This window comes from Mesorhizobium sp. M0618 (assembly GCF_040320765.1).
GTDB lineage: Bacteria > Pseudomonadota > Alphaproteobacteria > Rhizobiales > Rhizobiaceae > Mesorhizobium.
In genome coordinates, this window is sequence record NZ_JAMYQH010000004.1 from 225,984 (window position 1) to 251,896 (window position 25,913).

The following is a 25,913-nucleotide window of genomic DNA, read 5'->3' on the forward strand; positions in this document are numbered from 1 at the left end:
CGTCGATGCTCAGAAATAACCGCTCGACGCGGCCGTGGCTTCCTTCGGGATTTCGACGCCGTCGACCAGGATCTTGTCGACCAGTTCGTGGTGGAAGCAGACCAGCCCCTTGATGCGCTCTGCCTCGTGCACCGGTTCCGGATAATACCAGACGAGGTTCTCGTGACGTTTGGCCTTCGTCGTCACGTGATAATAGCTGGAGATGCCCTTGTAAGGACAACGCGAGATGTAGCGGCTGGGCGCGAACATATCGAGCCGCGTGTCGGCGATCGGCAGATAGTGGCGCACCGGATGGCCGGTCTCGAACAGGAACACGCCGCGGCGTGAATCGGCGACCTGTTCGCCGTCGAGGATGACCTGCACGCGCCGCGACGACGGCAGGCAGTCGATCCGGCGGAACGGATCGCGGGCGTGGACGAAGATCTCCTCGTCCTCCTCGAACCAGTGGCCCATCTTGCTCCAGGTGAACGACATGTAGTCCGATATCGGGGGACAGCCCTTGACCGGATCGAGATAGCGCCAGGCCGCATCCTCGACCAGCGTGATGCCGGTGTTGAGCGAATAGTGGGTGGCTGTGCCCTTGAACGGATCCTCTGTCGTGGTCTTGCTCGGCAGCAGGAATTCCTCGCGAACGTCGCCGATCGGGAAATAGTAGACCGGCAGGTGATCGGATTCGTAGAACACCAAGGCATTGGTCGTATCGGCCACGGTCATCGACCCCACCTGCACACGCAGTCGCTTCTGCGTCGGCATGGTGAAGGCTATGTAGCCCGGCTCGAATTCATACTGCACGAGGGTGTCCAGCAAGGGAAAATGCGGCCCACGGCCGCGCAAATGAGGCTTGCGAATGGTAGTCTCCCGTTTTGTTTCTTTTGTCATCGGGCGTTGGGGCACGATCAGCTCAACGACACGCGGTCGAGCAGCAGGCCGGCCGCGATCGGCGGCAGGCCGCTGACATTCTTGCGCACCGGCACCAGCAGATCGGGGAAATAGCTGAAGATGACAGGCGTCTCGTCGAGCAGCAGTTTCTGGATGTCGGAGGCGGCGGCGCGCTGCGCGCCGACATCGAGCGCCTTGAGATAGCTGGTGACCATGCCGTCATAGGCCGGGCTCTTGAAATGCGCCGCGTTCCACGGGCCGTCGCTGACCAGCGGGCTCTTGAGAAACACGTTCGGCACGCTGCGATGCGCGTAGTCGGTAATGCCGAGCGGGCTGTCCAGCCAGTCCGACTGGCCGAACACCGCCTTGCCGTAATATCTGTCCTGGTCCTCGATGTTGAGCGAGATGCGGGCACCGATTTCCTTGGCGAAATTCTGGAACAATTGCGCATAGCCCGGAATGTCGGAATAGCGCAGCGTGGTCAGCGTGATGTCGAAGCCTTCGGCGAGACCCGCCGCCTCGAGCAACTGCTTGGCCTTGGCGATCTCCTGGACGCGTTGCGGCACCGACTTGTCGGTCGCAGGGAAGGCCGGCGCGAACGGGCTGTCATTCCCGGTCGCCGCCATGCCGCGGCACAAGCCGTCGACCAGCTTGGAGCGGTCGATGCACAGCGCCAGCGCCTGGCGTACGCGCTTGTCGGTGAACGGGCCGGTGTCGCAGCGCATGTGAAGCTGGCGGTGCGCGGTCGAAGCGACACGCAACACGGTGATATCAGGACTGTTCAGCACGACCTGGCTGACATCGAGCGGAACAGCATCGAGAATGTCGACCTCGCCCGCCTGCAGCGCCAGGATGCGCGGTTGCACGTCACCGTAGAACTTGAACTCGAGCCGGTCGGGCAGCGCTTTCTCACCCCAATAGTCTGGGTTGCGGATGAAGGTCGCGCCGACCTTCGGCGTGTAGGTCTCCAGCCGGAACGGCCCGGTGCCTTCAAACGTCTTTTCGTAGTCGCCCTTGTAGCTCGCCGGCAGGATGACGGCGTTATAGTTGTCGATCGACACCGAATAGGGAAAGCTGCCATTCGGCGCATCGAGATGGAAGGCGACGGTGTGGTCGTCGACCTTCCGGGTGCCGCCCTTCGACAGCAGCCCCTTGAACACCGACAGCGCGTTGGAGGCACCGTTGGGGTCGGCCAGCCGATCGAAGGTTGCGACGACGTCGTCGGCCTTGAAGTCCTCGCCATTGTGGAATTTCACGCCCTTGCGCAGCTTGAAGGTCCAGATGCTGCCGTCCTCGTTCGGCGCCCAGCTTTCCGCCAGCACCGGCTTCAAGGTGAGGTCCGGCTGCGTGATGCAGAGAAACTCGGCGGTCTGGAAAACCAGCTGATAGCTGCCGCTGTCATAGTAGGTGACGGGATCGATGGCGCCGCCCGGCGTCGCCACGCCGGCGCGCACCGTGCCGCCCGGCTTGCCCTCGGCGCGTGCCTGCTGCGTACCGAGGCCGGCGGCCGCGACAAGGCTGCCCAGGAACGGCAGGGAGAGGCCAAGCACGCTGCCATGGCGCAGGAAGTCGCGCCGGCCCATCCTGCCGGCCAGCAATTCGTCGACAGCGGAATTTTGATTGCAGTGAGCGTTCTGCGAGCGTTGTCGATCATCCGGAAATGCTTGGGCATGGCTGGATTCCTCGCTTGTCTTGGGATTCAGTCATCTAGTTCATTGTTGACTGCCGCCGGAAAGCGATATTTTTTGATAGGGGTCATCGAAATTTTCGATGCAAGAGGTGGGTATGGACACTGAGAATCTGCGCAGCTTTCTCGAAGTCGCCACCCATGGCAGCTTTACCGTCGCGGCCAGCCGGCTCAACCTCGCCCAGTCCACGGTCAGTGCGCGGATCAGGGGACTGGAGGATCAGTTGGGACGCCGGCTGTTCGTGCGCGACCGCGATGGCGTCACGCTGACGCCGGCCGGCCGGCAATTCCTGCCGCACGCATCGTCCATCACCCGCACCTGGGAGCAATCACGGCAGGATATCGCCGTTCCCGATGGCTACGAAACCTTGCTGCGGCTGACCGCGCCGGCCTATCTGTGGGACCGCATCACCTCGCCATGGGTCGAGTGGATGCGCACTAGGCGGCCGAACGTGGCGCTGCGGCTGGAGGGCAGCTTTCCGGACTCGGCGATCGACCAGCTGGCGGAAGGCCTGCTCGACATCTGCATCCTCTATCTTCCGCGACCGCATCCCGGCATTGTCTACGAGACGCTGGCCGTCGATCAGGTCGTGCTCGTCCAGCACGCCGCACAGACCAAGCCATGGACCGAAAACTATATCCTGATGGACTGGGGACTGGAATTCCGCATCGAGCACGACCGCGCCTTTGCCGGCATGGTCAAGCCGGCCATATCGGCCGGGCTGGTCTTCATCGGCCTCCAGCATGTCCTGTCGCAGCAAGCCGCCGCCTATCTGCCGCTCAGCGCCGTCAGCGGCCATATCGAGCGCGGTGAGATGCGGCGCATCGACAACACACCGGTATTCCAGCGGCCAATCTACCTCGCCTATCCCTCGAATCCCGTGTCTTCGGATGTCCTGGATGTCGCGCTCACCGGGCTGCGCACGCTGGCCAGGGACTGGGCTGAAGTTCAGGGCTTTTCGGAAGGTGACCGTTCCCTCGGCATGGCCGGGCAGATCTGACCGGCCAAGCCACGCGAGCGACAGCGCTATGCCGGCTCGGTTGCGACCGCCCTCTGCAGCCTAGCCAGTTCGGCGTAAGGAATGTGGCAGCGGATCGAATGGCCGGGCTGGGCTTCGCTGAGTGGCGGCTCCTGCTGTTCGCAGATCGGGCCGATCTTGCGCGGGCAACGCGTGTGGAACACGCAGCCCGACGGCGGGTTGGTGGCGCTGGGGATTTCGCCATCGAGACGAATACGCGCCGTCTCGGTCTGGTCGAGTTTGGGCACGGCCGACAGCAGCGCTTCGGTATAGGGATGATGCGGGCCGGAAAAGACGTCTTCCGACGGTCCTAGTTCCATGATGCGGCCGAGATAAAGTACGGCGATCTTGTCGGAGAGGTAACGCACCACGGCAAGGTCGTGCGAGATGAAGATGTAGCTGACGTCTTCCTTGGATTGCAGGTCGGCGAGCAGATTGAGGATCGCTGCCTGTACCGACACGTCGAGCGCCGAGGTCGGCTCGTCGCAGACGACGATGCGCGGATCGCCAGCGAAGGCGCGCGCGATGGCAACGCGCTGCTTCAGGCCGCCGGAGAGCTGGCGCGGCTTGACGGCAAGATGCCGGTCGGTGAGCCGCACCGAGCGGACGAGGTCGTTGAGGCGGACCTCTAGTGCCTTGCCGCTCAAACCCGCCAGCCGCTTCAGCGCGCGGCCGATCAGGTGGCGGATCGAATGCGAACGATTGAGCGCCGAATCCGGATTCTGGAAGACGATCTGCATCGCCTTGATCTGGTCGTCGCTGCGGTTCTCCAGCCTGGGCGCCAGGGCCTTGCCCTCAAGCTCGATGGTGCCGCCTGCGTCTGGCGGCACCAGGCCGAGCAGCAGCCTGGCAAAGGTCGTCTTGCCGCTGCCGGACTCGCCGACCAGCCCGAGCGTCTCGCCGGGTCTGAGATCAAGCGAGACGTCCTTGACGGCGCGCAGTGCATGGCCGTGGCTGGCATAGGTCTTGTTCAGCCCGGCGACGCGCAGCACCGGTGCTGCTGCCACCTTTGGCGCCGGCGCCACATCGCTCGGTGTCGCACGCGGCAACGCTTGCGCCTTGTCGTGATAGTGGCAGCGTGACAAGCGCCTCCCGCGTTCGTCACTCAGATCATAGAGCTGCGGCAATTCGGTGCGGCAACGGTCGTCGGCGAGCGCGCAGCGGTCGGCGAAGGCGCAGCCCTTGATGTCGGCCCCGATGCCGGGCAGAAACCCCGGAATGGTGTCGAGGCGGCCCTGATCCTTGCGCTGGCCACCGCGCGGCAGGCAGCGCAGCAGCGCCACCGTGTAGGGATGGCGCGGATCGTTGAACACGACCTCCGTCGGCCCTTCCTCGACCAGCATGCCGGCATAGAGCACGCCAACCCGGTCGCACATGTTGGAAACGACCGCGAGGTTGTGGCTGATGAACAGGATAGAGGCCGACAGTTCCTGCCTGAGCTGTGCGATCAGGTCGAGCACTTCGGCCTCCACCGTCGCATCGAGGCCGGTGGTCGGCTCGTCGAGGATCAGCATCGACGGATCGTTGGCCAGCGCCATGGCAATCGCCACGCGTTGCTGCATGCCGCCGGAAAGCTGGTGCGGGTAGCGCTGCATGACGCTGACGGGGTCGGAGATGCGCACGCGGTTCAGCATCGCAATCGCCCGGTCGGTGGCCGCTTGTCCCGAAATGCCGCCGAGTTCAAAAATCTCGGTCAGCTGACGGCCGACGCGGATCGACGGATTCAGCGCCTTGCCCGGGTCCTGATAGACCATGGAGACGCTTTCCGCGCGCGCCCGCCTGAGCGCCTCGGCGTCCAGCTTCATCACATTCTGGCCATCGAGGGAGATGGCGCCGCCGGTGATCGAGCCGTTTCTCGGTAGGTAGCGAACGACGGTGAGCGCCACGGTGGATTTGCCGCAGCCGGATTCGCCGACCAGACCGTAGGCTTCGCCCTGGCCGATGCTGAGGCTGAGGTTGCGCAGCACGGCGCGATTGCAGCCGGCGACGCGGTAGGCAACCGAAAGATCGGTGAGTTCGAGTGCGTTTTCGGCCTTGGCGGAGTTAGTCATTGAGCGCTCCGTGAACGCCGTCGGACGCCAGATTGACGCCGATCACCAGCGAAGCGATGGCGAGCGCATCGAACAGCACCGTCCACCAGAAGCCGCCGCCGATCATGCCGTAATTGTTGGAGATCGACAGCCCCCAGTCGGGCGAAGGCGGCTGGATGCCAAAGCCCATGAAGGAGAGCGTGGCGACGGCGAAAATGGCATAGCCGAGCCGCACGGTGGTTTCGACCAGGATCGGCGGGATGACGTTGGGCAGGATCTCGACGAACATCGTATGCAGTGCACCTTCATGCCGAAGCTGTGCGGCGGCGACATAGTCGAGCTCGCGCTCGGCCAGCACCGCCGAGCGCACGGTGCGCGCGATGATCGGCGCGAAGCTCAGGCCGATGACGACGATGACGGTCGTCTTCGAGGTGCCGAGCGCAACGATGGCCAGCAGCGCGACGATGACCACCGGGATCGCCATGAAGGCTTCCAGGATGCGGCTGACGACATCGTCGACGAGACCGCGAAAATAGCCGGTAAGGAGGCCGAGCGCCGTGCCGGCCACTGTCGCCAGCAAGGTTGCCAGCGGTGCGACGGTCAGGATGTCGCGCGAACCGACGATGACGCGCGAGAAGACGTCGCGGCCGATCTGGTCGGTGCCGAACCAGTGTTCGGAAGAGGGCGGCGCCAGCGCGTTGATGATGTCGTCCGCAAGTGGATCATAAGGTGCGAAATGCTCGCCGAACAGCGCACAGGCAACCCAGAACAGCACGATGGCGAAACCAACAAGGAATGTTCGGGAGCGCAACAGCGAGAAAAAGACCTCCGCCAGCGGGCCGCGCCGGCGCGTGTCGTCTGGTGTCGGAGAGCTGGTTTGGACGGCGCTCATTGATCTGACCCCAGACGGATACGCGGATTGAGCACGGAATAGAGGAAGTCGGCGACAAGGGTGGCCACGGCATAGACAATGCCGATGGTGAGGATGCCCGACTCCAGCATCGGGAAATCCTTGCCGCGCGCGGCGGTGAAGATCAGCGACCCGATTCCCTGATAGCGAAACAGCGTTTCGATGACGACAAGGCCGCCGATGAGGTAGCCGGTCTGCGTCGCGATGACGGTGATGGTCGGCAGCAGCGCGTTGCGCAGCACATGCCGCCAGATCACCGTGCGCCAGGGCAGGCCCTTCAGCACGGCCGTTCGCGTGTAGTCGGAATCGAGCGCCTCGATCATGCCGGAGCGTGCCATGCGGGCGATGTAGCCGAACAGCACCAGGAACAGCGGCAGCGAGGGCAGGATCAGGTAATAGAGCTGCGTGAAGAAGCCAGCATCGCGCGGCCATGCGGCCGAGATCGGCAGCCAGCGCAGCCACACGCCGAAGATCAGGATCAGGATGATGCCGGTGACGAATTCCGGCAGCACCGTCACCGACAGGCCGCCAAGGCTGATGATGCGATCGAGCGGCCGGTTGAGGTTGAGCGCTGCAATGACGCCGCCGAGAATGCCGATCGGCACCACCAGAACGAAGGCGACCGCCGCCAGCTTCATCGAATTGCCGAGCGCATCGATGACGAAAGGCGCGACCGGCGAGCGGAAGATGTAGGACGTGCCCATGTCGCCCTGGACGAAATTGGAGATCCAGCTCCAATACTGCGCCAGCAGCGGACGATCGACACCGAGCGTGTGATTGAGCGTGTCGACCGCGCGCTGGTCTGCGAACGGACCCAATATTGCGCGCCCGACATTGCCGGGCAGCACCTGGCCGCCCAGGAACACCATGATGCTGAGCAGGAACAGCGTGACGAGCGACAGCGAGACACGCCGGACAAGGAAGGAGAGAATGGCTAGGACTCCTTGTGGAGCCAGCCCCCATGCGGGAGCTGGCTGTTAGAGGATTGGCTTTTCCTTTCCGCTCAGGCCTTCGATGCCTTATCGAGGAACAGCTGCGACATGGCGGTCGGCTGTACGCCGGCCACGCCCTTCGCCGTCGCCGTCAGATAGTCGTAGAAATAGCCGAAGATGACAGGCGTTTCCTCGAGCAGCAGCTTCTGGATCTTGCCGGCGTCGGCCTTCTGCGCCTCGAGATCGAGGGCCGCGATGTAGCTGGTCGCCAGCGCATCATAGTCCTTGTTCTTGAAGTGTGCCGCGTTCCAGGTGCCTTCACTCTTCAGCGGTGCCGCGAGATAGACATTCGGCACGCCGCGGTGACCATAGTCGGTGATGCCCATCACCGAATCCAGCCAGTTCGACTTGCCGAACACCGCGTCTCCGTAATAGCCGCTCTGGTCGAGGATATTGAGGTCGAGTTGAACACCGATCTCCTTGACCCAGTTCTGGATGAGCTGGGCGTATTCAGGGATTTCTAGGTAGCGTTCGGTGGTCAGGGTTATCTTGAAGCCCTGGCCAAAGCCGGCTGCTTCCATGAGCTGCTTGGCCTGGGCGATATCCTGCTTGCGTTGCGGCACGCTCGTATCGGTCGAAGGATAGACGGCGGCGAATGGGCTGTCATTGCCCAGAGCGGAGCGTCCCTTCATGAGGCCGGCGGCCAGCTTGTCGCGATCGAGGCAGAGCGCAATGGCACGGCGCACGCGCGCATCCTTCAACGGGCCCTCGTCGCAGCGCATGTGCAGTTGCTGATGGGCCGACGACTTCAGACTGATGATGTCGACGTTCGGATCGTTGAGCAAAGCGACGCCGGCCAGCACCGGCATCTGGTTGATGATGTCGACCTGGCCGCCCTGCAGCGCCAGGATCTGCGGCTGCATGTCGGTGAAGAAGGTGAACTCGGTGCGTTCCGGCAGTGCCTTCGGACCCCAATAGTCCTCGTTGCGGACGAAGGAGGCGCCGACCTTTGCCGTGTATTTCTCTATTCTGAACGGCCCGGTGCCGTCGAAGCTCTTCTCGTAGTCGCCCTTGTAGCTCGCCGGGATGATGACGGCGTTATAGTTGTCGGACGACAGCATGTAGGGGAAGTTGCCGTTCGGCGCATCGAGGTGGAATTCCACCGTGTAGTCGTCGACCTTCTTCGAGGCGCCCTTCTGCAGGATGCCGGTGAACACCGACAGCGCATTGGACGAATTGGCCGGATCGGCAAGGCGGTCGATGCTGGCCACGACATCGTCGGCTTTCATCTCGCCGCCGCTGTGGAATTTTACGCCCTTGCGCAGCTTGAAGGTCCACACGGTACCGTTGTCGTTCGGCTTCCAGCTTTCGGCAAGCGCCGGCTGCAGAACGAGGTCGGGGCCGTCGACGCACAGGAACTCGGCAACCTGCTGCATGACCAGCAGGCCGCCTGCGTCGGCGATGGTGACCGGGTCGATTGTCGCTGCCGGCACGCTGCTGGCGACGCGGATGGTGGCGCCGGGCGCGCCTGGGGCGCGCGCCAGCGACGGCATGCCGCTGAGGCCGGCTGCCATGCCGATACGGCCCAGCAGCGGCAGCGACAGGCCGAGCAGGCTGCCGTGACGGACGAAGTCGCGGCGGCTGACACGACCGTCGACAAGGCCGTCGATCAGGTGATTTTCAAGCGGCGTGCGATTGCGCCGGATCAGGTCGAGAATGGTGTAGTTCTTGCTCATGGGTTTTTACCCTTTCCCCTATTTCTTATGGTTGACGAAATTTCGTGGATTGCTCCATTTCGGATCGCCAGAGAGGCCTGTCGATCGGAATCTTAGCATGCGGTTTTGCCCGGTATCTAGTCGTGGCACGGACGCGCCGGATTGCTGGCTGCACTGCTTCCATCGTCTTTGTCCAACCTTCCCGGCCGAAGTCGCGGTGGTTGGCTTCTCGTGCCTGGCCGTCGGTCTTGCCGTCATCTAGTTCAGCGGCAAACGGCGATAGGTTCCGGGCTTTGCCGGGTCATGATACTTGTTGCACGGTCCTTTCTCGGTAAAGTCTCTGTGACAGGCAGCGAGGTTTTCGCGCGACAAGGTGACGCCGAGACCGGGACCTTCCGGAACGCGCACGAAATTGTTCTTCGGCGAAAACGGCCCTTCCTCGGTGACATCCATGGGCAGCATGCGAAACAGCGACTGGTTCGGCTCCCTGATCCAGCCGAGTGCCGCGCACAGGTGCAGATAGGCGGCACTGCCGATACCGCTGTCGCCGCTGTAGCACCAGAAATCGATGCCGGCGTGCTCGCAGGCGCCCACGAAGCGCAGCAGCCGGCCTATGCCGCCATGCGTCGTCGGGTTGCCGACGAACGCGTCCGGAACCTTGGTTTCCACGGCGCGCGCAATGTCGATGTTGTGGGTCGAGAACGGGATCGAGCAATGGCGCCGCAATTCGCGCATCTCCTCGATGGTTGCCACCGGGTCCTCCCAGTTGCGCACGCCGAGGTCTTCCAGCGGCCGCGCCAGCCGCCGCGCGGTGCTGAGCGAATAGGCCTGGTTGGAATCGATACGGATCATCGCATCGTCGCCGAGTTTCTTGCGGATCAGCTCGACCATCCTGAGCGAGACTTTCGGATCATCGGTCGAGAACTTGCCTTCGAAGAAGGTCGTTCCGTGCGTCTCGTGCAATTCGACGCAATAATCGGCGACTTCTTCCGGCGTCGTCTCGCCCTTCACCTTTGGTCCATCACCGCGCAGCGAAAAATAGTCGGTGAACGGGATGTCCTTGCGCACGGCGCCGCCAAGCAACTGATAGAGCGGTTGGTTCCACGCCTTGCCGCGCAGGTCCCACAACGCCATCTCGATGGCGCCGAAAGCCATGATGCGGGTGCGGTCATTGATCGACTGCACGCCGGTCCAGAAGGGCAGGCAGACATGCTCGGCGCCGGCGATGTCGAAGGCATCGCACCCGACCAGCCGTGGCGCCAGGACATCGTTGATGATCGCCGCCGCCGCTGGCGTCGGCGCCTCGCCAAGGCCGATCAGGCCATCCTCCGTCTCGACTTCGACGATGGTCGGCGAAAATCCGTCGAGCTCGCCGAACACCCAGGCGTAGGGCGCCTCGAGGCGCAGATTAATCGGCGTGGCTTTGATGCTTCGGATTTTCATCTCAGCGGCCGACTTCGAAGAAAGGTGCACCGAGCAGATCGGGAACGACATCGATGCCAAGGCCCGGCCCGTCCGGAATGCCCATGCGGCTGCCGGTGACCGGCGGCATGTTCGACGCCGTGCGCACCGTCACCCACTCATGGAAGGCGATCGCATGCAGCCGGCGCTCCTCGGGCGTCGACAGCGACAGGTGTGCCATCGCAGCGGTGTCGATCTCGGCGCCACCAGTGTCCTCGACCGTGATCATGAAGCCCAAATCGACGGCAACATCGCGGATCTGACGGGTCTTGGTCACGCCGCCCAGCCGCGAGATCTTCAGCGTTAGCCCGTCGGCCGCGCCCCGACGATGGATTTCCAGCATCTCCTCGAGCGAGGTGACGGATTCGTCGAGCACCATTGGCTTGTCGAGCATGCGGCGAACCGACATGTTCTCGTCGATCGTCGTACAGGGCTGCTCGAACGTGTAGTCGATGCTGCGCGTCGCGTCGGCAAACTGGCGCGCCCGGTAGGGGGTCCAGCCGGCGTTGGCATCGCAGAAGATGACCGTGCCTTTCGGCACCGAGGCGGCGACCGCGGCGACGCGTTCGATGTCGTCATGGACATTGCCGCCGACCTTGACCTGCAGCCGGTGGAAACCATCCTTGACGATGCGCTTGGCCAGCGCGGCCATGGCGTCGACGCTGCCGTGCGTGACGACCTTGTAGAGTTCGGCCGTCTCGCTCTCCTTGCCGCCCAGCAGCGTTACCAGCGGCACGTCGGCGGCTCGTGCCGCCAGATCCCAGCAGGCCATGTCGAGCGCCGACTTGATGTAGGAATGGCCCTTGAACACCGTATCCATCAGCCGCCCGATGCTTGCCAGCCCGCGTGGATCGTGGCCGATAAGGTGCGGCGCGATTTCGGGCACGCCGGCGCGGGTGCCGGCCGGGAAGGCTGCCGAATAGAAATTGCCGAGCGGCGCCATCTCGCCCCAGCCGGTAAGGCCGCTGTCGGAGGTGATCGACACGATCACCGCGTCGAAAGCGTTGGCCTCGCGCCCCTTCGACATGCGGTATGGCCCGTCCACGAAGGGCTGCACGACATGGTAGGCCTTGATGGTTTCGATCTGCACGTGTCTTGTCCGCTGTCTGTGATGTTGGGAACGGGTCAGGCGCCCCTCGACGGGCGTTGTTCGAGGCCGCGCGCGTAGGCAAGCAACTCCTCGAAATCGAGATCGATGTGCTCCCTGGCATGGCGCTGGGCGGCACGCATGTCCTTGCCCTTCAGCAACCGCACATAGGTTTCGTGAACGTCTTCGGCCGGAACCGGCTCATTGCGGGCATGTTGGTGGAGCGCAAAATACATCTGCAGCCTGCTGGTCAGCCGTTGCCAGGTTTCCAGCAGCACCGAATTGTCGGCCCATTCGTAGATCAGGCCATGCAGTTGCAGCGCGGTTTCGATTTGGCGTGTCGTGTCCAACGCACGGGTCGCCTGCTTCACGGCTTCGTGGCGCCGGTCGAGCTCGTCGAAGAAGCGCTGGTCGCGCAGCGGCCACGCCCGCTCGATGGCCAGCTCGTCCATCACCTTGTTGAACGAATAGGCATCGTCGATGTCCTTGGCTGTGACCTCGATGACAAAGGTGCCGGCATAGGGAATGCTGGTCAGGATGCCTTCCTGCACCAGCTCGCGCATTGCCTCGCGCAACGGCGCGCGGCTGACCCGCATTTGTTCGGAAATCCGCAGCTCGTTGAGCTTCTGGCCGGGTGCGAGCTGCCCGGTCAGGATCGCGCGCCGCAACAGCGCGACGATCTCGGCGCGTCGCGTCGTGTCCGCAATCGGACTGAAATCCGCTTTCGCCATTCGGCCGCTCCCAGGGAAATCGAAAGCAAGACAAGCAGATTGTCGACAATCTAACAAGAGGTCATCTTCGGATTCTTGGGGCCGCTGGCATATTGCCTCTTCGGTCTCAGGCGGCGCGGCCGTAGAAGCCGACGCGCTCCTCGGCGCTAAACATCACGCCGGGCTTCTCATAGTAGGAAAACACCGCGATCATGCGCTCTCGCTCGCCTTCGACGGTGGTGACGCGATGCGCGGTGTTCTTGCCGCGGAAGACATTGAGTGTGCCCGGTTTCATGCACAGGATCTTGGAATCGGGGTCGCGCCCTTCCAGCAGCCTTGCGACGCCGTCATAGTTGGGATTGTCGTCCGACCTCAGATCGGTGCGGTATTCGAGGTCGCCGCCACGCTCCGCTGCCTGCAACAGCAGCGTCGTCGTGAATTCGGAACGATCGAAATGCCAGTTCAAAGCCTCGCCGGCGCGATAGGCCATGACGTTGGTACGGGCCAGGGGATCCTGCATGACATGCAATCTGGGCTTGCCCATCGTCGCTGCCAGGAAGCGCAGTAGCGGTTCGTATTCGTAGATGGCGAGCACGACACTGCCAGGAATCTGGTCGGCACAGACGGTGTGACTGATGGTCTCCACCTTGCGCAGCGCCGGATGGTCGGGTGCAAGCTCGGGAATGTCAGGCTTGAAGTAGATGTTGTGCATGCGCTTGTGCGCATGCGAGCGCGCGGCCATCACCGGTTGGATTTCGCGCACGGCTTGTTCCGCCACGCCGGGGCGCAAAAACCCTTCCAGATTGAACATGCCGTCGGCTTCGAGCGCGGCGACGGATTGTTCGACAAGGCGCTGCCATTCGGCGCTGCCTTCGCGGTCGAGCGGATAGCGGTTGAGATCGAGGATGTCTTTCATCGTCATGGCTCCGAAGGTTGTGAGCTTATGAGATGGCAAAAAAATCTTTCTCTCAACGTCGAAAATAGTTAGGATTGGCCAAGAAAAACTTACGGACTCGATGTGGAACGGTTGCCGCCGCTGAATGCGATCAAGGCTTTCGAGGTTGCGGCGCGTGCCGGCAGCTTCACTTTGGCCGCCTCTGAACTCGGCGTATCGTCGGCGGCGGTCAGCCAGCAGATCCGCAACCTCGAGAGCTGGTTCGGCAAGCAGCTGTTTGTGCGTAGCGGCAATCGCATCGCGCTCACCGACGCCGGCCACGCCATCTATCCGCAGACAGCGAAAGCTTTGGGAGACATCGCCACCATAGGCCAGCGCATGCTGGAGGGCGGGGTGCGGACGCGTCTGGTCGTCAGTGTGCCATTCTCGTTGGCCGAACTGTGGCTGGCGCCGAGGCTGGCGGTACTTCTCGATGCCTTTCCGCAGATGGCGATCGACGTTCGGGTCGAGGACGATCCGGTCGACCTGATGCGCCAGAACATCGATCTGCGCATCAGCTATGGCGACTATCACTATCCCGGGCTGAAACTTGTTCGTCTCGTCCATGACGATGTCCTGCCGGTCTGTGCACCGGAATTCTGGCACCGGCACGGCAATGGCGATCCCAGTCTGGCGGATTTGCACGAGAGCCAGTTCATCCACACCAGTTGGGGGCCGAACTATGCCTCGCACCCGACCTGGGCGGACTGGTTCGCGGCATCCGGCGGCAGTCGCTCGCCCGACCCGTCGCACGGGCGGCGCGTCGGCCTGTCCAGCCTGGCGATCGCCTCGGCAAGACTGGGTCTGGGCATCGCCCTTGGCCAGCGGGTCATGGCGCGCGCCGATCTGGAGGCCGGTCGGCTGATTGCGCTCTCCTCCGTCTCGGTGCGCCTCGGGCATCCCTACTGTGCGTTTATGCCGCCGGCCAAGGCCGACCGCGCCGATGTTGCCGGTCTGGTGGAACTGCTCAGTCGAGCGGCGCCCCCCCCCTGGGGGAAGGTGGGGGGGCCGCGCTGAAGCCGGGTCCTGACGGGGGTGTTCAGGTGGCCGGCTTTTCCGGTATCGGCGATACAGGCGCTCCGGGTCCGATCTTCTGCAGATTGCCCGTGATCACCTGGTCGCCCTCGGCGACGCCGCTGAGGATGGCGACCTGATCGCCGCTCGTCGGTCCTAGCGAAACCAGCCGCTGGTCGACGGTGTTGCCCTTGCCGACGACATAGAGATATTTGCCGAGCTGGCTCGAGCCCAGCGCCGTCTGCGGCACCATCAGCGCGTCGGCCTGCTCTCTCACATGCAGCCGGACACGAACATATTGGCCCGGCAGCAGCGTGAACTTGCCATTGCCGATCGTCGCGCGCGCGGTGATGGTGCCGGTCGAGCGGTCGATCGAATTGTCGATGAAGGTAAGCTCACCCTTTTGGCTGGCCTCGGTCTGGCCGGGGAGCAGGACCTCCACTTCGATCGGGCCGTTGGCACGGGCTTGCTCGATCTCGGCCAGATCCGTCTCGCTCGGGTTGAAGGTGACGTAGATCGGGTCGAGCTGCACCAGCGTGTTGAGCACGGTACCGGCAACGCTGACCAGCGTTCCGACCGAGGCCTGGTTGCGGCCCAGGCGCCCGCCAAACGGCGCGCGGATTTCGGCATAGCCCAGATTGAGCTCTGCCGTGCGGACCGCCGCCTGGTTGACAGCCAGCGACGCCTGCGCTTCGCGCAAGGTGCTGGTGCGCTGGTCGAACCCGTCCTTGGCGAGGTAGCCGCTCTTGGCGAGCTCGGTGCCGCGACCGAGATTGGACCGGGCATAGTCGAGCGTCGCCGTGTCGCGCTGCACTTGCGCCTTGGCCTGGTCGAGAGCCGCCTGGAAGTCGTCAGGCGAGATCTTGTAGAGAAGGTCGCCTTGCCGGACGTCGACGCCGTCGGCTGCGGTCTGCTCCTGCAGATAGCCCGGAATCCTGGCCTGCAAGGTGATGCTGCGGATCGGTTCCGTCCGCGCGGCATAGTCCAGGTAGATCGGGATCGTCTTCTTGACGACACTGACCACCGGCACAGGCATGACGAATGCCGCCGGAGCAGGCGTCGCCGCGGCCGTGCCGGCATTGAGGCTGAGGTTGCCCATGTCGAGCAGATGGACGCTGGCCACCGAGATCGCTCCCAGCGCGACAGCCGTTCCCAACGCGATTTTCCATTTACGCATGATCAGTCTCCAATCTTATTCGGCCGCTTCCGCCAGGGGCGGGATAGCGTGCTCAGTCGTTGGTTCATTATCTTGAGAGGCGGGCTCGTCACTGCCGCGGCGTTCGCGCAGCTGTTCGATGACCGCGTAGAACACCGGCACGAACACCAGCGACAGGATGGTCGCCGCGACCATGCCGCCGAACACGGTGGTGCCGATCGACTGCCGGCTTGCCGCACCGGCGCCGGTCGCAAACATCAGCGGCAGCACGCCGAGGATGAAGGCGAAGGCCGTCATCAGGATCGGCCGCAGCCTGAGCCGTGCCGCCTCCATCGCCGCGTCGACGATGCTGAGGCCTTCCTCGCGCCGTCGCCTTGCGAACTCGACGATCAGGATCGCGTTCTTGGCCGCCAGGCCGATCAGCATGACGAAGCCGATCTGCGAGTAGACGTCGATCTGCATGCCGCGCAGCAACAAGGCTACGAAGGCGCCGAACAGGGCCAGTGGCACCGCCAACAGCACCATGAACGGCATCGCCCAGCTCTCATATTGCATCGCCAGGATCAGGAAGACGAAGACGATGGCGAGGCCGAAGACGACGGACGCGATCGATCCTGCCTTGAGCTCCTGGAAGGTGATGCCGGTCCATTCGAAACCGAAATCCCTTGGCAGCGCAATGGCAGCGGCCCGTTCCATCGCGGCAACCGCCTGGCCTGAGGAAAAGCCGGGTGCGGCACCGCCATTGATCGAGGCCGAGGCATTGTTGTTGTAATGCGGGACGGTCTCCGGGCCGACGAAGGGCACGAGTTTGCCCAGCGTCGAGAGCGGCACCATGCCGCCGGAGGCATTGCGCACATAGAGCCGCGAAATGTCGGCGGCACCCGCACGTGCATCCTTGTCGGCCTGGATGGTCACCCGGAAGGTGCGGCCGAACAGGTTGAAGTCGTTGACGTAGAGCGAGCCGAGATAGATCTGCAGCGTGTTGAAGACATCGGGCAGGTTGAGGCCGAGCAGTTTGGCCTTGCTGCGGTCGAGGTCGTAGTTGAACTGCGGCGTCGAGGTCGAGAACGGCGAGAACAGCTGCTGCGGGTTGATTTCCGGCTGCTTGCGCGCCTCGGCAATCACGGCTTGCGTCGCATCGTTGAGGGCTGAACTGCCGCGGCCGGTCAGATCCTCGACGACGAATTCGAAGCCGCCTGTGGTGCCGATACCCGGGATAGACGGCGGATCGAAGCTCAGCGCGAAAGCTTCCGGGATCTGCATCAGCTTGCCGCGCACATCGGCGACGAGCTTCGACGCGCTCTGGTCGGGGCCGCGCTCCTCCCAGGGCTTCAGGATGGCGAATTCGACCGCCGAATTCGACTGCGCCGCACTGGTCAGGAAATTCAGGCCGCTGATCGAGCCGACAATCTCGACGCCGGGCGTCGCCTGCAGGATGTCGCGCGCCTTCTGCGCCACCGCGTCGGTGCGTTCCAGCGACGCGCCGTCGGGCAACTGGATGACGACGAAGAAATAGCCCTGGTCCTCGACCGGAAGGAAGGTCGAGGGCAGCCGCTGCCAGACGAAGTAGGTGGCGACCAGGCCGGCCGCGAACAGGCCGAGCATGATCCAGCGCAAGCGGATGAGAATGCGTACGCCATTGGCGTAGGCGTGCGATAGCCTGTCGAAGCCGGCGTTGAACCAGCGGAACGGGGCGAACTGCGTCTCGCCGCGATGGCGCAGGAAGGCCGCACTGAGCGCGGGACTGAGCGTCAATGAGTTGAAGGCGGAGATGCCGACGGAGATCGCCACGGTCAGCGCGAACTGGTTGTAGAGCTTGCCGGAGACGCCGGGAATGAAGGCGACCGGCACGAACACCGCCATCAGCACCGCGGTGGTGGCGATGATCGGTCCGGTGACCTCGCGCATTGCGGCCTTGGTCGCCGCAAGCGGCTTGAGCCCGGCCTCCAGCTGTCGTTCGACATTCTCAACCACGACGATGGCGTCGTCGACGACGAGGCCGATCGCCAGCACCATGCCGAGCAGGGAGAGCATGTTGAGCGAGAAGCCGAGCATCTCCATGACGACCAGCGTCGCCACCAGCGACACCGGAATGGCGATGGTCGGGATGATCGTCGTGCGCCAGCTTTGCAGGAAGAGGAACACCACGGCGACGACCAGCACCAGCGCTTCGCCGAGCGTGATCAGCACGTCATGCATCGATGCCGAGACGAAGCGCGTCGTGTCGTAGTGCATCGCATAGGACACGCCCTTCGGGAAGCGGCCCGACAGCTCCTGCATCTTGTCCTTGACGCGCTGCTGCAGATCGAGCGCGTTGGAGCCGGGCATCTGGTAGACGGCAAGCACCACGGTCGGGTCCTTGCCGAAGAAGGCCGACGACGAATATTGCAGCGCGCCGAGCTCGATGCGGGCGACGTCGCGCAGCCTGACCAGCGAGCCGGTGTCGGTATTGGCGCGCACGACGATGTCGCCGAATTCCTTTGGATCGCTCAACCGGCCGACGGCGTTGACCTGCATCTCGAAGGCGGTGCCGGCCGGGGCCGGCGATTGGCCAATCTTGCCGGCCGCCACCTGGACATTCTGCTCGGCGATGGCGTTCTGCACATCGACGGCGGTGATGCCGAGATTGGCGAGCTTGTCGGGATCGAGCCAGACGCGCATCGAATAGCGCCGCTCGCCGAAGATCTGCACATCGCCGACGCCGGGCAGCCGCTTCAGCGGATCGACCACCTGCAGATAGGCAAGGTTGCTCAGTGCCACCGGATCGACCGAACTGTCGGGCGAGGTCAGGTTGACGATGAGGACGAAGTTCGGATTCTGCTTCTTGATCGTCACGCCGCCCTGGTTGACGATCGCCGGCAGCGACGAAGCCGCCTGCGAGACGCGGTTCTGCACGTCGACGGCGGCGGTGCTCAGCGAATAGCCGACATCGAAGGTGATGGTGATGGTCGAGGAGCCGTCATTGGAGCTCGTCGACGACATGTAGGTCATGCCCTGCACGCCGTTGATCTGCTGCTCCAGCGGCGTCGTCACCGTATCGGCCACCACTTGTGCGCTGGCGCCTGGATAGTGGGCGCTGACCACGACCTGCGGTGGCGTGATGTCGGGAAACTGCGAGACGGGCAGCAGGAAATAACAAATCGACCCGGCGAGCACCATGATGATGGCGATCGCCGAGGCGAAGATCGGACGGTGGATGAAAAAGTTTACCACGAGACGCAAGCCTCCCCGGCTGCTCTTGCCCGCCCGAAGGCGCTGGCGACGCTGGACAGTCTTTGACCGCGCTTGTCACCGAGGTCGTCCCGCGAATGCAGCAACGGCACCTCGTTGCGCTGCGCATCGGCAAGCGAGCGCAGCATCGTCTCGAAGGCGCGCGGGTCGACGCCATCGGCTTTCATGACCAGCCGGATCATCGGATCCCGGACGGCCTCATCTATGGTAAGATCGCGGCGCTGTGGCATTGGCCGGCTCCTTGTCTGTCGATTCGCAGCCCATGCTCGCGAACCGTTTTTAATCTCTTCACCGGCCGAGGCCGCATGATTGGCAGTTTCTCGCCCCTCTCGTCTGGCAGGGCCGTTCACGGCCTTGTTATTGACGGTGGACGATATAGGTGTTACCAGTAAGTAACATTCTGGAAGTTACAGACCGGTAACACCCTAGTCAAGAGGTGGCCGAGGGTTTTTTGGAAACGAAAGGAGATCATGATGACAGACGGCATCGTGGAGCGCTCTCGTCCCCGGGATCGGATCCTGGAGACGGCACGCGACATGTTCCACAAGCATGGCATCAAGGGCGTCGGCGTCGACGCCATCACCGAAGCTGCCGGCACGAACAAGATGACGCTCTATCGTCACTTCGAATCCAAGGACGAACTGATCGTCGAATGCCTGCGCGCCAATGCGGCCAAGGCCGGCGCTATGTGGGATGCGTTCGATGCCGAATTTCCTGGTGACAAGCTTGCCCAGCTGCATGCCTGGGTTCGCAAGGCGGCTGCCATGCTCAATGCGGACGGGCGCGGCTGCGACATGGCCAACGCCGCCGCTGAACTGACCGAGCCGGACCATCCGGCCAGGCTGGTGATCAAGGAACTCAAAGAAGCCCAGCGCGAGCGCCTTGTGACGCTATGTCGGGACGCGGGCATCGGCCAGGCTGAACTGCTCGCCGATACGCTGTCGCTTCTGCTCGAGGGTGCGCGGGTTAGTGTACAGACCGTGGGTTCGGAAGGTCCGAGCACGCAGTTCGTGCGCATGGCTGAAGGATTGATCGCTTCTTTCCGGGGCGCCGCCGCCGGTTGACGGGACCCGTGGCCTGTCAACGTGCGTCATTCCATCTGCGATGACTGGGCGTGCTTTGGTGTCGCTGTACCGCCATTCCTGCCGGCCAAACGAAAAAAGCCCGCTGCCGGGAGGAGGTGGCAGCGGGCTCGATTTTCGAATGTGGCGCGGGAGGAGGTGCACCCCATTCAGCGTCGGCATCGCATCTGGGAGGAGTAAATGGCCGACAACCAGAACCTACGAGTTGCCCAACGATTCGGCAACAAAGAAACTTGCATAGCTGCTGTGCAGATTTGCCGTGCCAATTATCGTACAAATCCGGAAACCCGGTTTAGCCAAGCCATTTCGCATTACTGCACGGGGACGTTTTCCCTGAAGATCAAGCGCGGTTCGATGAACTTGCGCGTCAGATAGGGTGCCGAGGAGGCAATCGAGCCGAGCAGGCGAATGACCGACTGTTCCGCGATCAGCCTGGCATTCTGGTCGATGACGACATCGAGCAGGTCGTCGACGAGATGACCACGCGTGTCCTTGGTCAAGTCGTGGCAGATGAACACCGGCTTGCGGTTCGGCCTGGCCTCGCGGATCGCCTTTGCAACGCCCGAATGCCCAGCTCCGACGCAATAGATGCCGAGCAGCTCCGGCTCGTCGTGCAGCGCCTTCATGGTCTCGGTGTAGCTGGCATCGGGCTCGTCGTTGACCTCGACGGCGCTGCTGACGGTCAGATTGGGAAACTCCTCACTGAGCACCGAGCGGAAACCCATTTCGCGTTCCTCGTGGCCGCGATAGGAACGTGAGCCGACGACCATCGCCAGATGACCGATTCGGCCGCCAAGGAAGCGTCCCATCAGCAGCGCCGCCGTTCGTCCCGCCACCCGGTTGTCGATGCCGACATAGGCCGCGCGCGGTGCCGCCGGAACATCGGACACCAGCGTCACCAGGCGCATGCCGGCATCGACGATGTCGTGCAGGATGTTGCGCGTACGCGGATGATCGACGGCGATGACACCGACGCCATTGGCCCTGAGCGAAAGGTTTTCGACAGCGCTCTGCAGCGCGTTCGGCGAGATACCGGCGAGGTTATGGATCCGGCACGAGGCAACAAGCGGCAGGCGCGCGGCGTAGTCCTCGATGTGCCCGGCGAGATCGCGCATGAAGGCATTGCTGCCGATCGGCAGCAGGAATTCAAGGTGGGCGGGCCGCGAGGGTAGCGTCACCTGATCGGCGACCGGCAGATAGCCGACTTGCTTGGCCGCCTCCATGACGCGCTGGCGGTTGGCCGCACTCGCACCCGGCCGGTTGTTGAGCACCCGGTCGACCGTTGCGGTCGATAGCCCGCAGCTACGAGCGATATCGGAGACAGTGGCTTTCATGCCGTAACCCACAGCCCGCAGCTACGAGCGATATCGGAGACAGTGGCTTTCATGCCGTAACCCACAGCCCGCAGTTGCGTGCGGTATCCGAGACTGTGGCTTTCATGCTGCAATCCTGTTCGCCATGCGATGGCGCGTCAGACAAGCGATGCGATCTGAGGTGACGGGTGATTGCCGCCCATCACCATTCTCAGTGCGATGGCTTGCCATCGGCGATGGCATCGCGGATCTCCTTGTCCGACATGCCGGTAATGATCCGTTCGACCTCCGCCACGCTGGTCTTCTTGGGGTCTATGTCGTCAGCAACCACCTTGCCCCGGCGCATGACGACGATGCGGTCGACCACCTGGAAGACATGGTGGATGTTGTGGGCGATGAAAATGCAGGAATGGCCGGAATCGCGGGCGCTGCGCACGAAGCTCAGCACACCCTGTGTTTCGGCGACGCCGAGATTGTTGGTCGGCTCGTCGAGAATGATCAGGTCGCTGTCGAAATGCATGGCGCGCGCGATCGCCACCGCCTGGCGCTCGCCGCCGGAGAGCGAGCCGATCGGCGTCGTCGGCGGGATGTTCTTCGAGATGCCGACCTGCTTGAGCAAGTCGCGGGCAACCGTGTTCATCGCGTCCTGGTCCATCCGGTTGAGAAAGCGCGGCGACTTGATCGGCTCGCGTCCGAGGAACAGATTGCGGGCGATCGACAGTTGCGTGACCAGCGCCGAGTCCTGGTAGATGGTCTCGATGCCGTGGGCGATGGCGTCGCTGGTGCTGCGCAGGCTCACCTTGTTGCCGCGGATGAAGATGTCGCCGCTGGTCAGCGGAACGGCACCCGAGAGCACCTTGATCAGCGTCGACTTGCCGGCGCCATTGTCGCCGAGCAAGCCGACGATCTCCCGTTCATTGACGTGGAAATTGGCATCCTCCAGCGCCTGCACGCGGCCGTAGGACTTGCGGATGTTCGTCATGCGGATCAGTGGCTCGGCCATGGTTCAAGTCCCTGCCTGATGCCGGCGTTCCAGCCATGAATGCAGCGCCATCATGCCAAGGATGATGGCGCCGATGAAGATGTTGTAGGCAAGACCGGGCACGCCGATCAGCACGATGCCGTTGCGCATCACGCGCAGGATCAGGATGCCGAGCACGGTGCCGATGATCGTGCCGCGCCCGCCGGTCAGCGCGGTACCGCCGATCACCACCATGGCGATGACTTCCAGTTCATAGCCGGTGCCGCTGTTGGGGTTGGCCGCCGAGGTGCGCAGCGACGAGATGACGCCGGCAAGCGAAGCCATGACCGACGACAGCACGAACAGGCCGATCTTGACGCCGCTGACATTGACGCCGCGCGCCCTTGCAGCACTCGGGTTGCCGCCGGCCGCCTGGATCCAGTTGCCGGTGCGGCTTTGCGTCAGCACATAGCCGAGCGCGATCGCCGCGGCGATGAACCAGAACAGCGACATGTAGATGCGGAACGGTCCGATGAAGAAATCGCCGACCAGCGCTTCGGCCAGCCAGCTGCCCTCCGCACTCCAGGTGCGCTGCGGAAAACCGTCGGTGACGAAAAGGGCGGTGCCGCGCACCACAAGCAGCATGCCGAGCGTCACCAGGAAGGATGGGATCTTGAGTTGCGTCACGAACCAGCCATTGACCAGCCCGATGATGGCGGCGACCAGCAGCGCGGCGACAAAGCCGACCTCAAGGGAGGTCAGGCCGCTGTTGAACAGGGTCCACATCAAGACCGGCGAGAAGCCGAACAGGGAACCGACCGAGAGGTCGAACTCGCCCGACGTCATCAACAGCGTCATCGCCAGCGCGATCAGGCCGAGCTCGACCGTGAAGGCCAGCGTATTGGAGATATTCTGCGGCGACAGGAAGTCGTGGTTGAAACTCCAGAAAACGGCGATCTCGACGACGAGCAGCACGAAAGGGCCGAATTCCGGCCGTGCGATCAGGCGTTGGACGAGCGAATGATTTTCCACAGGCAATCCGCGACATGAGTGGAAGGCTGAGCGTTGCACATCGCGTGCGAAGGGCTCGGCGAAATGGAGAGCCAGTCGCGACCGTTGGGCGGCCGCGACTGTTGAGATTGGATGTTACTTGCCGGACAGGATGTCGTCGTAGATCTGCGCGGTGTCTTTTTCGTAGAGCGCGCCGGTGATGACGTTGAAGCCCGGAGGAATGCCGCCGGCGGCCATATTGGCCAGCGAAAGCGCGACATAGCTGGTCGCCTGCGGGTCCTGCCACTGGCCGGCATTGACATAGCCGTTCAGCACTTCCTGGGTGGTGTCGAGCGAGTTGCCCCAGCCGACAACCGGGATTTCGCCCGGCTTGATGCCGACCTGGTCGAACACCCGCTTGATCGAGCCGGTGACGAGATCGCCCAGGCCGATGATCGCCTTGACCTTGGCTTTGTTGGCAGTGAGGTAGTCGACCATGCGGTTGATCACTTCAGCCTGGTCGAGCGTCGCTTCGGTGATTTCATAGGTGATGCCGAGCGGCTCGAAGACACTCTTGATGCCTTCCTCTTCCTGCACGCCATAGGTGGCGCCGGGGATCTCGACCGGCATCCAGACGAAGTCGCCCTTCTTCACCAGGCCTTTGTCGACCAGATACTGCGCCCAGTGTTTGCCGAAGGTGACATTGTCGCCGCCGACATAGGCGTTGAAGTCGGCTTTCGGGTCGGGCGTGTTGAAATTGATGATCGGCACTTTCGCCGCCCGCGCTTCCTTGACGATCTCGATCAGGCTGCCCGGATCAGGGCTCGTGGTGACGATACCATCGGCCTTGGCGGAGAGGGCGGCGCGAACCGCTTCTTGCTGTGAGGCGACGTCGCCATTGTGGAACGAGGTGTTGACCGTGTTGCCGGTATCCTTGGCCCATTGCTTGGCGCCGGCCAGGAAGTAGGTCCAGACCGGATCGGCCGGGCCGCCATGCGAAATCCAGTAGAACGTCTTGGCCTGTGCCGCTGCTGGTATCACCATCAGCGCCACCAACAGGCCGTATAGAACAAGTCTTAGCCGTGTCAGCATTTGATTTCCTCCCGTTGTAGATGGTCAGTTCAAAATCCGTCCCTTGTTCAGCATCTTTTGCCAGCGCCGGTTGAATGCGTCAGAGCATCCCCTTTTTCGACGGATGGCAAGCCTCCATTTGCAGGTGTAGTGGGCGCCTGACGGGTCGTCATCAGCTGTCCCATCAGATTGCATCAGTTGAGGTGATTTTCCGACTGTCGGATAATTGGTGTGATTGTTTCGGGTCGCGCGAACGCGGCCTGCGTCGACAAGGGTCACGCCGGCGATCATCCTACGCCCACGGGACCAGGTCCGTAGCGCCCTGGCAGGGCGTCGACGATACCAGTTGCTAGATCAGATCGGCTCTGGCTAGCTCCCGCATCAGATGGCTGGCGCCATAGGTCCAGTGCGGGCAGTCGGGCGAGAGCCGCACCCGGTTGACCAGCGCACCGAATTTCTCCGACGAGATGGTGACGATGTCGCCGACCTTGTGAGTAAACCCCTTGCCCTTCTCGCCTCGATCCTTGGACGGAACGAACATGGTGCCGAGATAAAGCGCCAGCCCGTCCGGATACTGGTGGTGCGGCCCCATGGCCGCGGCGACCAGTTCCTCCGGCGAGCGGCTGATCTCGGCCATCGAGCTTGCGCCCTCCAACGAGAACCCGTCCTCGCCCTCGACTTTCAGGCGCACGACGGCGCGCTTGACGTCATCGATGGAGAATTTGTCGTCGAACAGGCGGATGAAGGGACCGAGCGAGGCCGAGGCATTGTTGTCCTTGGCCTTGCCGAGCAGCAGCGCCGAACGCCCTTCGACGTCGCGCAGATTGACGTCGTTGCCGATGGTCGCGCCGACGATCCTGCCGCTGGAGGCGGCGATCATGGCGATCTCGGGTTCCGGATTGTTCCAGGTCGACACCGGGTGCAGCCCGACATCGGCGCCGAAGCCCACCGAGGCCATCGGCTGGCACTTGGTGAAGATCTCGGCGTCGGGGCCGATGCCCACTTCCAGATATTGCGACCAGGCGCCGCGCGAAATCAGCTTGGCCTTGATCTCCATCGCTTCGGGCGAACCGGGTTTCAGCTTCGACAGATCGTGGCCGATCAGTCCTGCGATGTCGGCGCGGATGGCGTCGGCTTTTTCAGCCGAACCGCGCGCCTGTTCCTCGATCACCCGTTCCAGCAGGCTGACGACGAAGGTGACGCCCGATGCCTTGACCGCCTGCAGGTCGACCGGGGAGAGCAGGTAGGGTTTTGCTGGATCGCGCCCGGTCTCAAAACTGTTGGCGGCGATGTCATCGAGCGATCCGATCGGTCTGCCCTCGGCCGAGCGGACATGCCCAGCGGGGTCAGCCATCTCGCAAAGGTCTCGCATGGTTGGTGCCGCACGCGAGGTGATGTCGAAGACTGTGCCATCGCGCACCGTGACGACCAGCGGGTATGCGGCATCGCTACCTCTGGCGCGTCCGACAAAAAGGCCCTCGGTGGGCAGGTGGGTCGGGTTCGTCATAGCGCTCTGTCCTCTGAGTGATCGACAATGTGGCGAAGTGATCGTCAATGTGGGCGGCCGGATCGGCGCGGCACTTTCACCGGATTCCCCTCAAAGGTCTATCCCGTCGCAGGCGATCGGAACTCTGGGTCTCCGATCGCCTCGGCGGCAGTCCACAGACGAAAGCCGGAGTGCTCTTTCAAAAATGTGAAATTCTGACTAGGATTTTCACCAATCGCAGCGCA

The 25,913-nt window shown here is 63.2% G+C and carries 20 protein-coding genes and 1 pseudogene; 3 read left to right on the forward strand and 18 right to left on the reverse strand.

What is annotated here, in order from left to right:
* Positions 1-9: 9 nt before the first annotated feature.
* A complete protein-coding gene (locus NKJ04_RS06860) occupies positions 10-807 on the reverse strand; it encodes a DUF427 domain-containing protein (RefSeq protein ID WP_245273042.1) in 798 nt (265 codons plus the stop codon).
* Between the two features lie 89 nt (positions 808-896).
* Positions 897-2,551: pseudogene (locus NKJ04_RS06865) on the reverse strand (ABC transporter substrate-binding protein).
* A 113-nt stretch (positions 2,552-2,664) separates the two neighbouring features.
* Between NKJ04_RS06865 and NKJ04_RS06870 the strand changes: the two are divergent.
* A complete protein-coding gene (locus NKJ04_RS06870; protein WP_352674062.1) occupies positions 2,665-3,567 on the forward strand; it encodes a LysR family transcriptional regulator in 903 nt (300 codons plus the stop codon).
* A gap of 26 nt (positions 3,568-3,593) precedes the next feature.
* On the opposite strand, the gene NKJ04_RS06875 is transcribed toward NKJ04_RS06870, so the two are convergent.
* The 8 genes from NKJ04_RS06875 to NKJ04_RS06910 all read right to left on the reverse strand — a co-directional run bounded on the left by NKJ04_RS06875 (position 3,594) and on the right by NKJ04_RS06910 (position 13,346).
* On the reverse strand, positions 3,594-5,636 hold the full coding sequence (locus tag NKJ04_RS06875; RefSeq protein WP_352674064.1) for a dipeptide ABC transporter ATP-binding protein: 2,043 nt from the start codon (positions 5,634-5,636) through the stop codon (positions 3,594-3,596).
* Entirely contained in the window at positions 5,629-6,507 is an 879-nt protein-coding gene (locus NKJ04_RS06880; protein ID WP_352674066.1) for an ABC transporter permease, read from the reverse strand. The genes NKJ04_RS06875 and NKJ04_RS06880 overlap by 8 nt, the downstream gene beginning before the upstream one ends.
* Positions 6,504-7,457, reverse strand: coding sequence for an ABC transporter permease (locus NKJ04_RS06885; protein ID WP_352440115.1), 954 nt, complete (start codon positions 7,455-7,457; stop codon positions 6,504-6,506). Before NKJ04_RS06885 ends, NKJ04_RS06880 begins: the two co-directional genes overlap by 4 nt.
* A gap of 71 nt (positions 7,458-7,528) precedes the next feature.
* On the reverse strand, positions 7,529-9,193 hold the full coding sequence (locus tag NKJ04_RS06890; protein ID WP_352674068.1) for an ABC transporter substrate-binding protein: 1,665 nt from the start codon (positions 9,191-9,193) through the stop codon (positions 7,529-7,531).
* A gap of 237 nt (positions 9,194-9,430) precedes the next feature.
* Positions 9,431-10,615: a mandelate racemase/muconate lactonizing enzyme family protein gene (locus NKJ04_RS06895; protein ID WP_352609388.1), complete on the reverse strand. Its 1,185-nt coding sequence runs from the start codon at positions 10,613-10,615 to the stop codon at positions 9,431-9,433.
* Between the two features lies 1 nt (position 10,616).
* Positions 10,617-11,723: a mandelate racemase/muconate lactonizing enzyme family protein gene (locus NKJ04_RS06900; protein WP_352674070.1), complete on the reverse strand. Its 1,107-nt coding sequence runs from the start codon at positions 11,721-11,723 to the stop codon at positions 10,617-10,619.
* Between the two features lie 35 nt (positions 11,724-11,758).
* Positions 11,759-12,451, reverse strand: coding sequence for a GntR family transcriptional regulator (locus NKJ04_RS06905; protein ID WP_023808713.1), 693 nt, complete (start codon positions 12,449-12,451; stop codon positions 11,759-11,761).
* 106 nt (positions 12,452-12,557) lie between these two features.
* Positions 12,558-13,346: a HalD/BesD family halogenase gene (locus tag NKJ04_RS06910; RefSeq protein ID WP_023808712.1), complete on the reverse strand. Its 789-nt coding sequence runs from the start codon at positions 13,344-13,346 to the stop codon at positions 12,558-12,560.
* Between the two features lie 102 nt (positions 13,347-13,448).
* Between NKJ04_RS06910 and NKJ04_RS06915 the strand changes: the two genes are divergently transcribed.
* Positions 13,449-14,381, forward strand: a complete 933-nt coding sequence (locus tag NKJ04_RS06915; RefSeq protein ID WP_352674073.1) for a LysR substrate-binding domain-containing protein — start codon at positions 13,449-13,451, stop codon at positions 14,379-14,381.
* A gap of 22 nt (positions 14,382-14,403) precedes the next feature.
* Here NKJ04_RS06915 and NKJ04_RS06920 read toward each other — a convergent pair whose 3' ends face one another.
* The 3 genes from NKJ04_RS06920 to NKJ04_RS06930 are packed head-to-tail and all read right to left on the reverse strand — an operon-like array spanning position 14,404 to position 18,995.
* Entirely contained in the window at positions 14,404-15,555 is a 1,152-nt protein-coding gene (locus NKJ04_RS06920) for an efflux RND transporter periplasmic adaptor subunit (RefSeq protein ID WP_352550921.1), read from the reverse strand.
* A gap of 15 nt (positions 15,556-15,570) precedes the next feature.
* Positions 15,571-18,747 carry an efflux RND transporter permease subunit gene (locus tag NKJ04_RS06925; protein ID WP_352440017.1) on the reverse strand — a complete coding sequence of 1,059 codons (3,177 nt, stop codon included), beginning with the start codon at positions 18,745-18,747 and terminating at the stop codon, positions 15,571-15,573.
* A complete protein-coding gene (locus tag NKJ04_RS06930) occupies positions 18,741-18,995 on the reverse strand; it encodes a hypothetical protein (RefSeq protein WP_023808708.1) in 255 nt (84 codons plus the stop codon). Before NKJ04_RS06930 ends, NKJ04_RS06925 begins: the two co-directional genes overlap by 7 nt.
* A gap of 243 nt (positions 18,996-19,238) precedes the next feature.
* On the opposite strand from NKJ04_RS06930, the gene NKJ04_RS06935 reads away from it, so the two are divergent.
* Positions 19,239-19,829: a TetR/AcrR family transcriptional regulator gene (locus tag NKJ04_RS06935; RefSeq protein WP_023808707.1), complete on the forward strand. Its 591-nt coding sequence runs from the start codon at positions 19,239-19,241 to the stop codon at positions 19,827-19,829.
* Between the two features lie 329 nt (positions 19,830-20,158).
* On the opposite strand, the gene NKJ04_RS06940 is transcribed toward NKJ04_RS06935, so the two are convergent.
* The 5 genes from NKJ04_RS06940 to NKJ04_RS06960 all read right to left on the reverse strand — a co-directional run bounded on the left by NKJ04_RS06940 (position 20,159) and on the right by NKJ04_RS06960 (position 25,689).
* The gene (locus tag NKJ04_RS06940; RefSeq protein WP_128302452.1) at positions 20,159-21,181 is read right to left on the reverse strand and encodes a LacI family DNA-binding transcriptional regulator; all 1,023 of its coding nucleotides are present in this window, start codon (positions 21,179-21,181) and stop codon (positions 20,159-20,161) included.
* Between the two features lie 190 nt (positions 21,182-21,371).
* Complete coding sequence (locus NKJ04_RS06945; RefSeq protein WP_023808705.1) at positions 21,372-22,163, reverse strand: ATP-binding cassette domain-containing protein; 792 nt, start codon at positions 22,161-22,163, stop codon at positions 21,372-21,374.
* 3 nt (positions 22,164-22,166) lie between these two features.
* The gene (locus tag NKJ04_RS06950; protein ID WP_128302453.1) at positions 22,167-23,153 is read right to left on the reverse strand and encodes an ABC transporter permease; all 987 of its coding nucleotides are present in this window, start codon (positions 23,151-23,153) and stop codon (positions 22,167-22,169) included.
* Positions 23,154-23,267: 114 nt separating this feature from the next.
* Positions 23,268-24,203 (reverse strand): substrate-binding domain-containing protein, encoded by a 936-nt coding sequence (locus NKJ04_RS06955; RefSeq protein ID WP_023808703.1) that lies wholly within the window; start codon positions 24,201-24,203, stop codon positions 23,268-23,270.
* 328 nt (positions 24,204-24,531) lie between these two features.
* Positions 24,532-25,689, reverse strand: a complete 1,158-nt coding sequence (locus NKJ04_RS06960; RefSeq protein WP_023808702.1) for a fumarylacetoacetate hydrolase family protein — start codon at positions 25,687-25,689, stop codon at positions 24,532-24,534.
* Positions 25,690-25,913 lie beyond the last annotated feature (224 nt).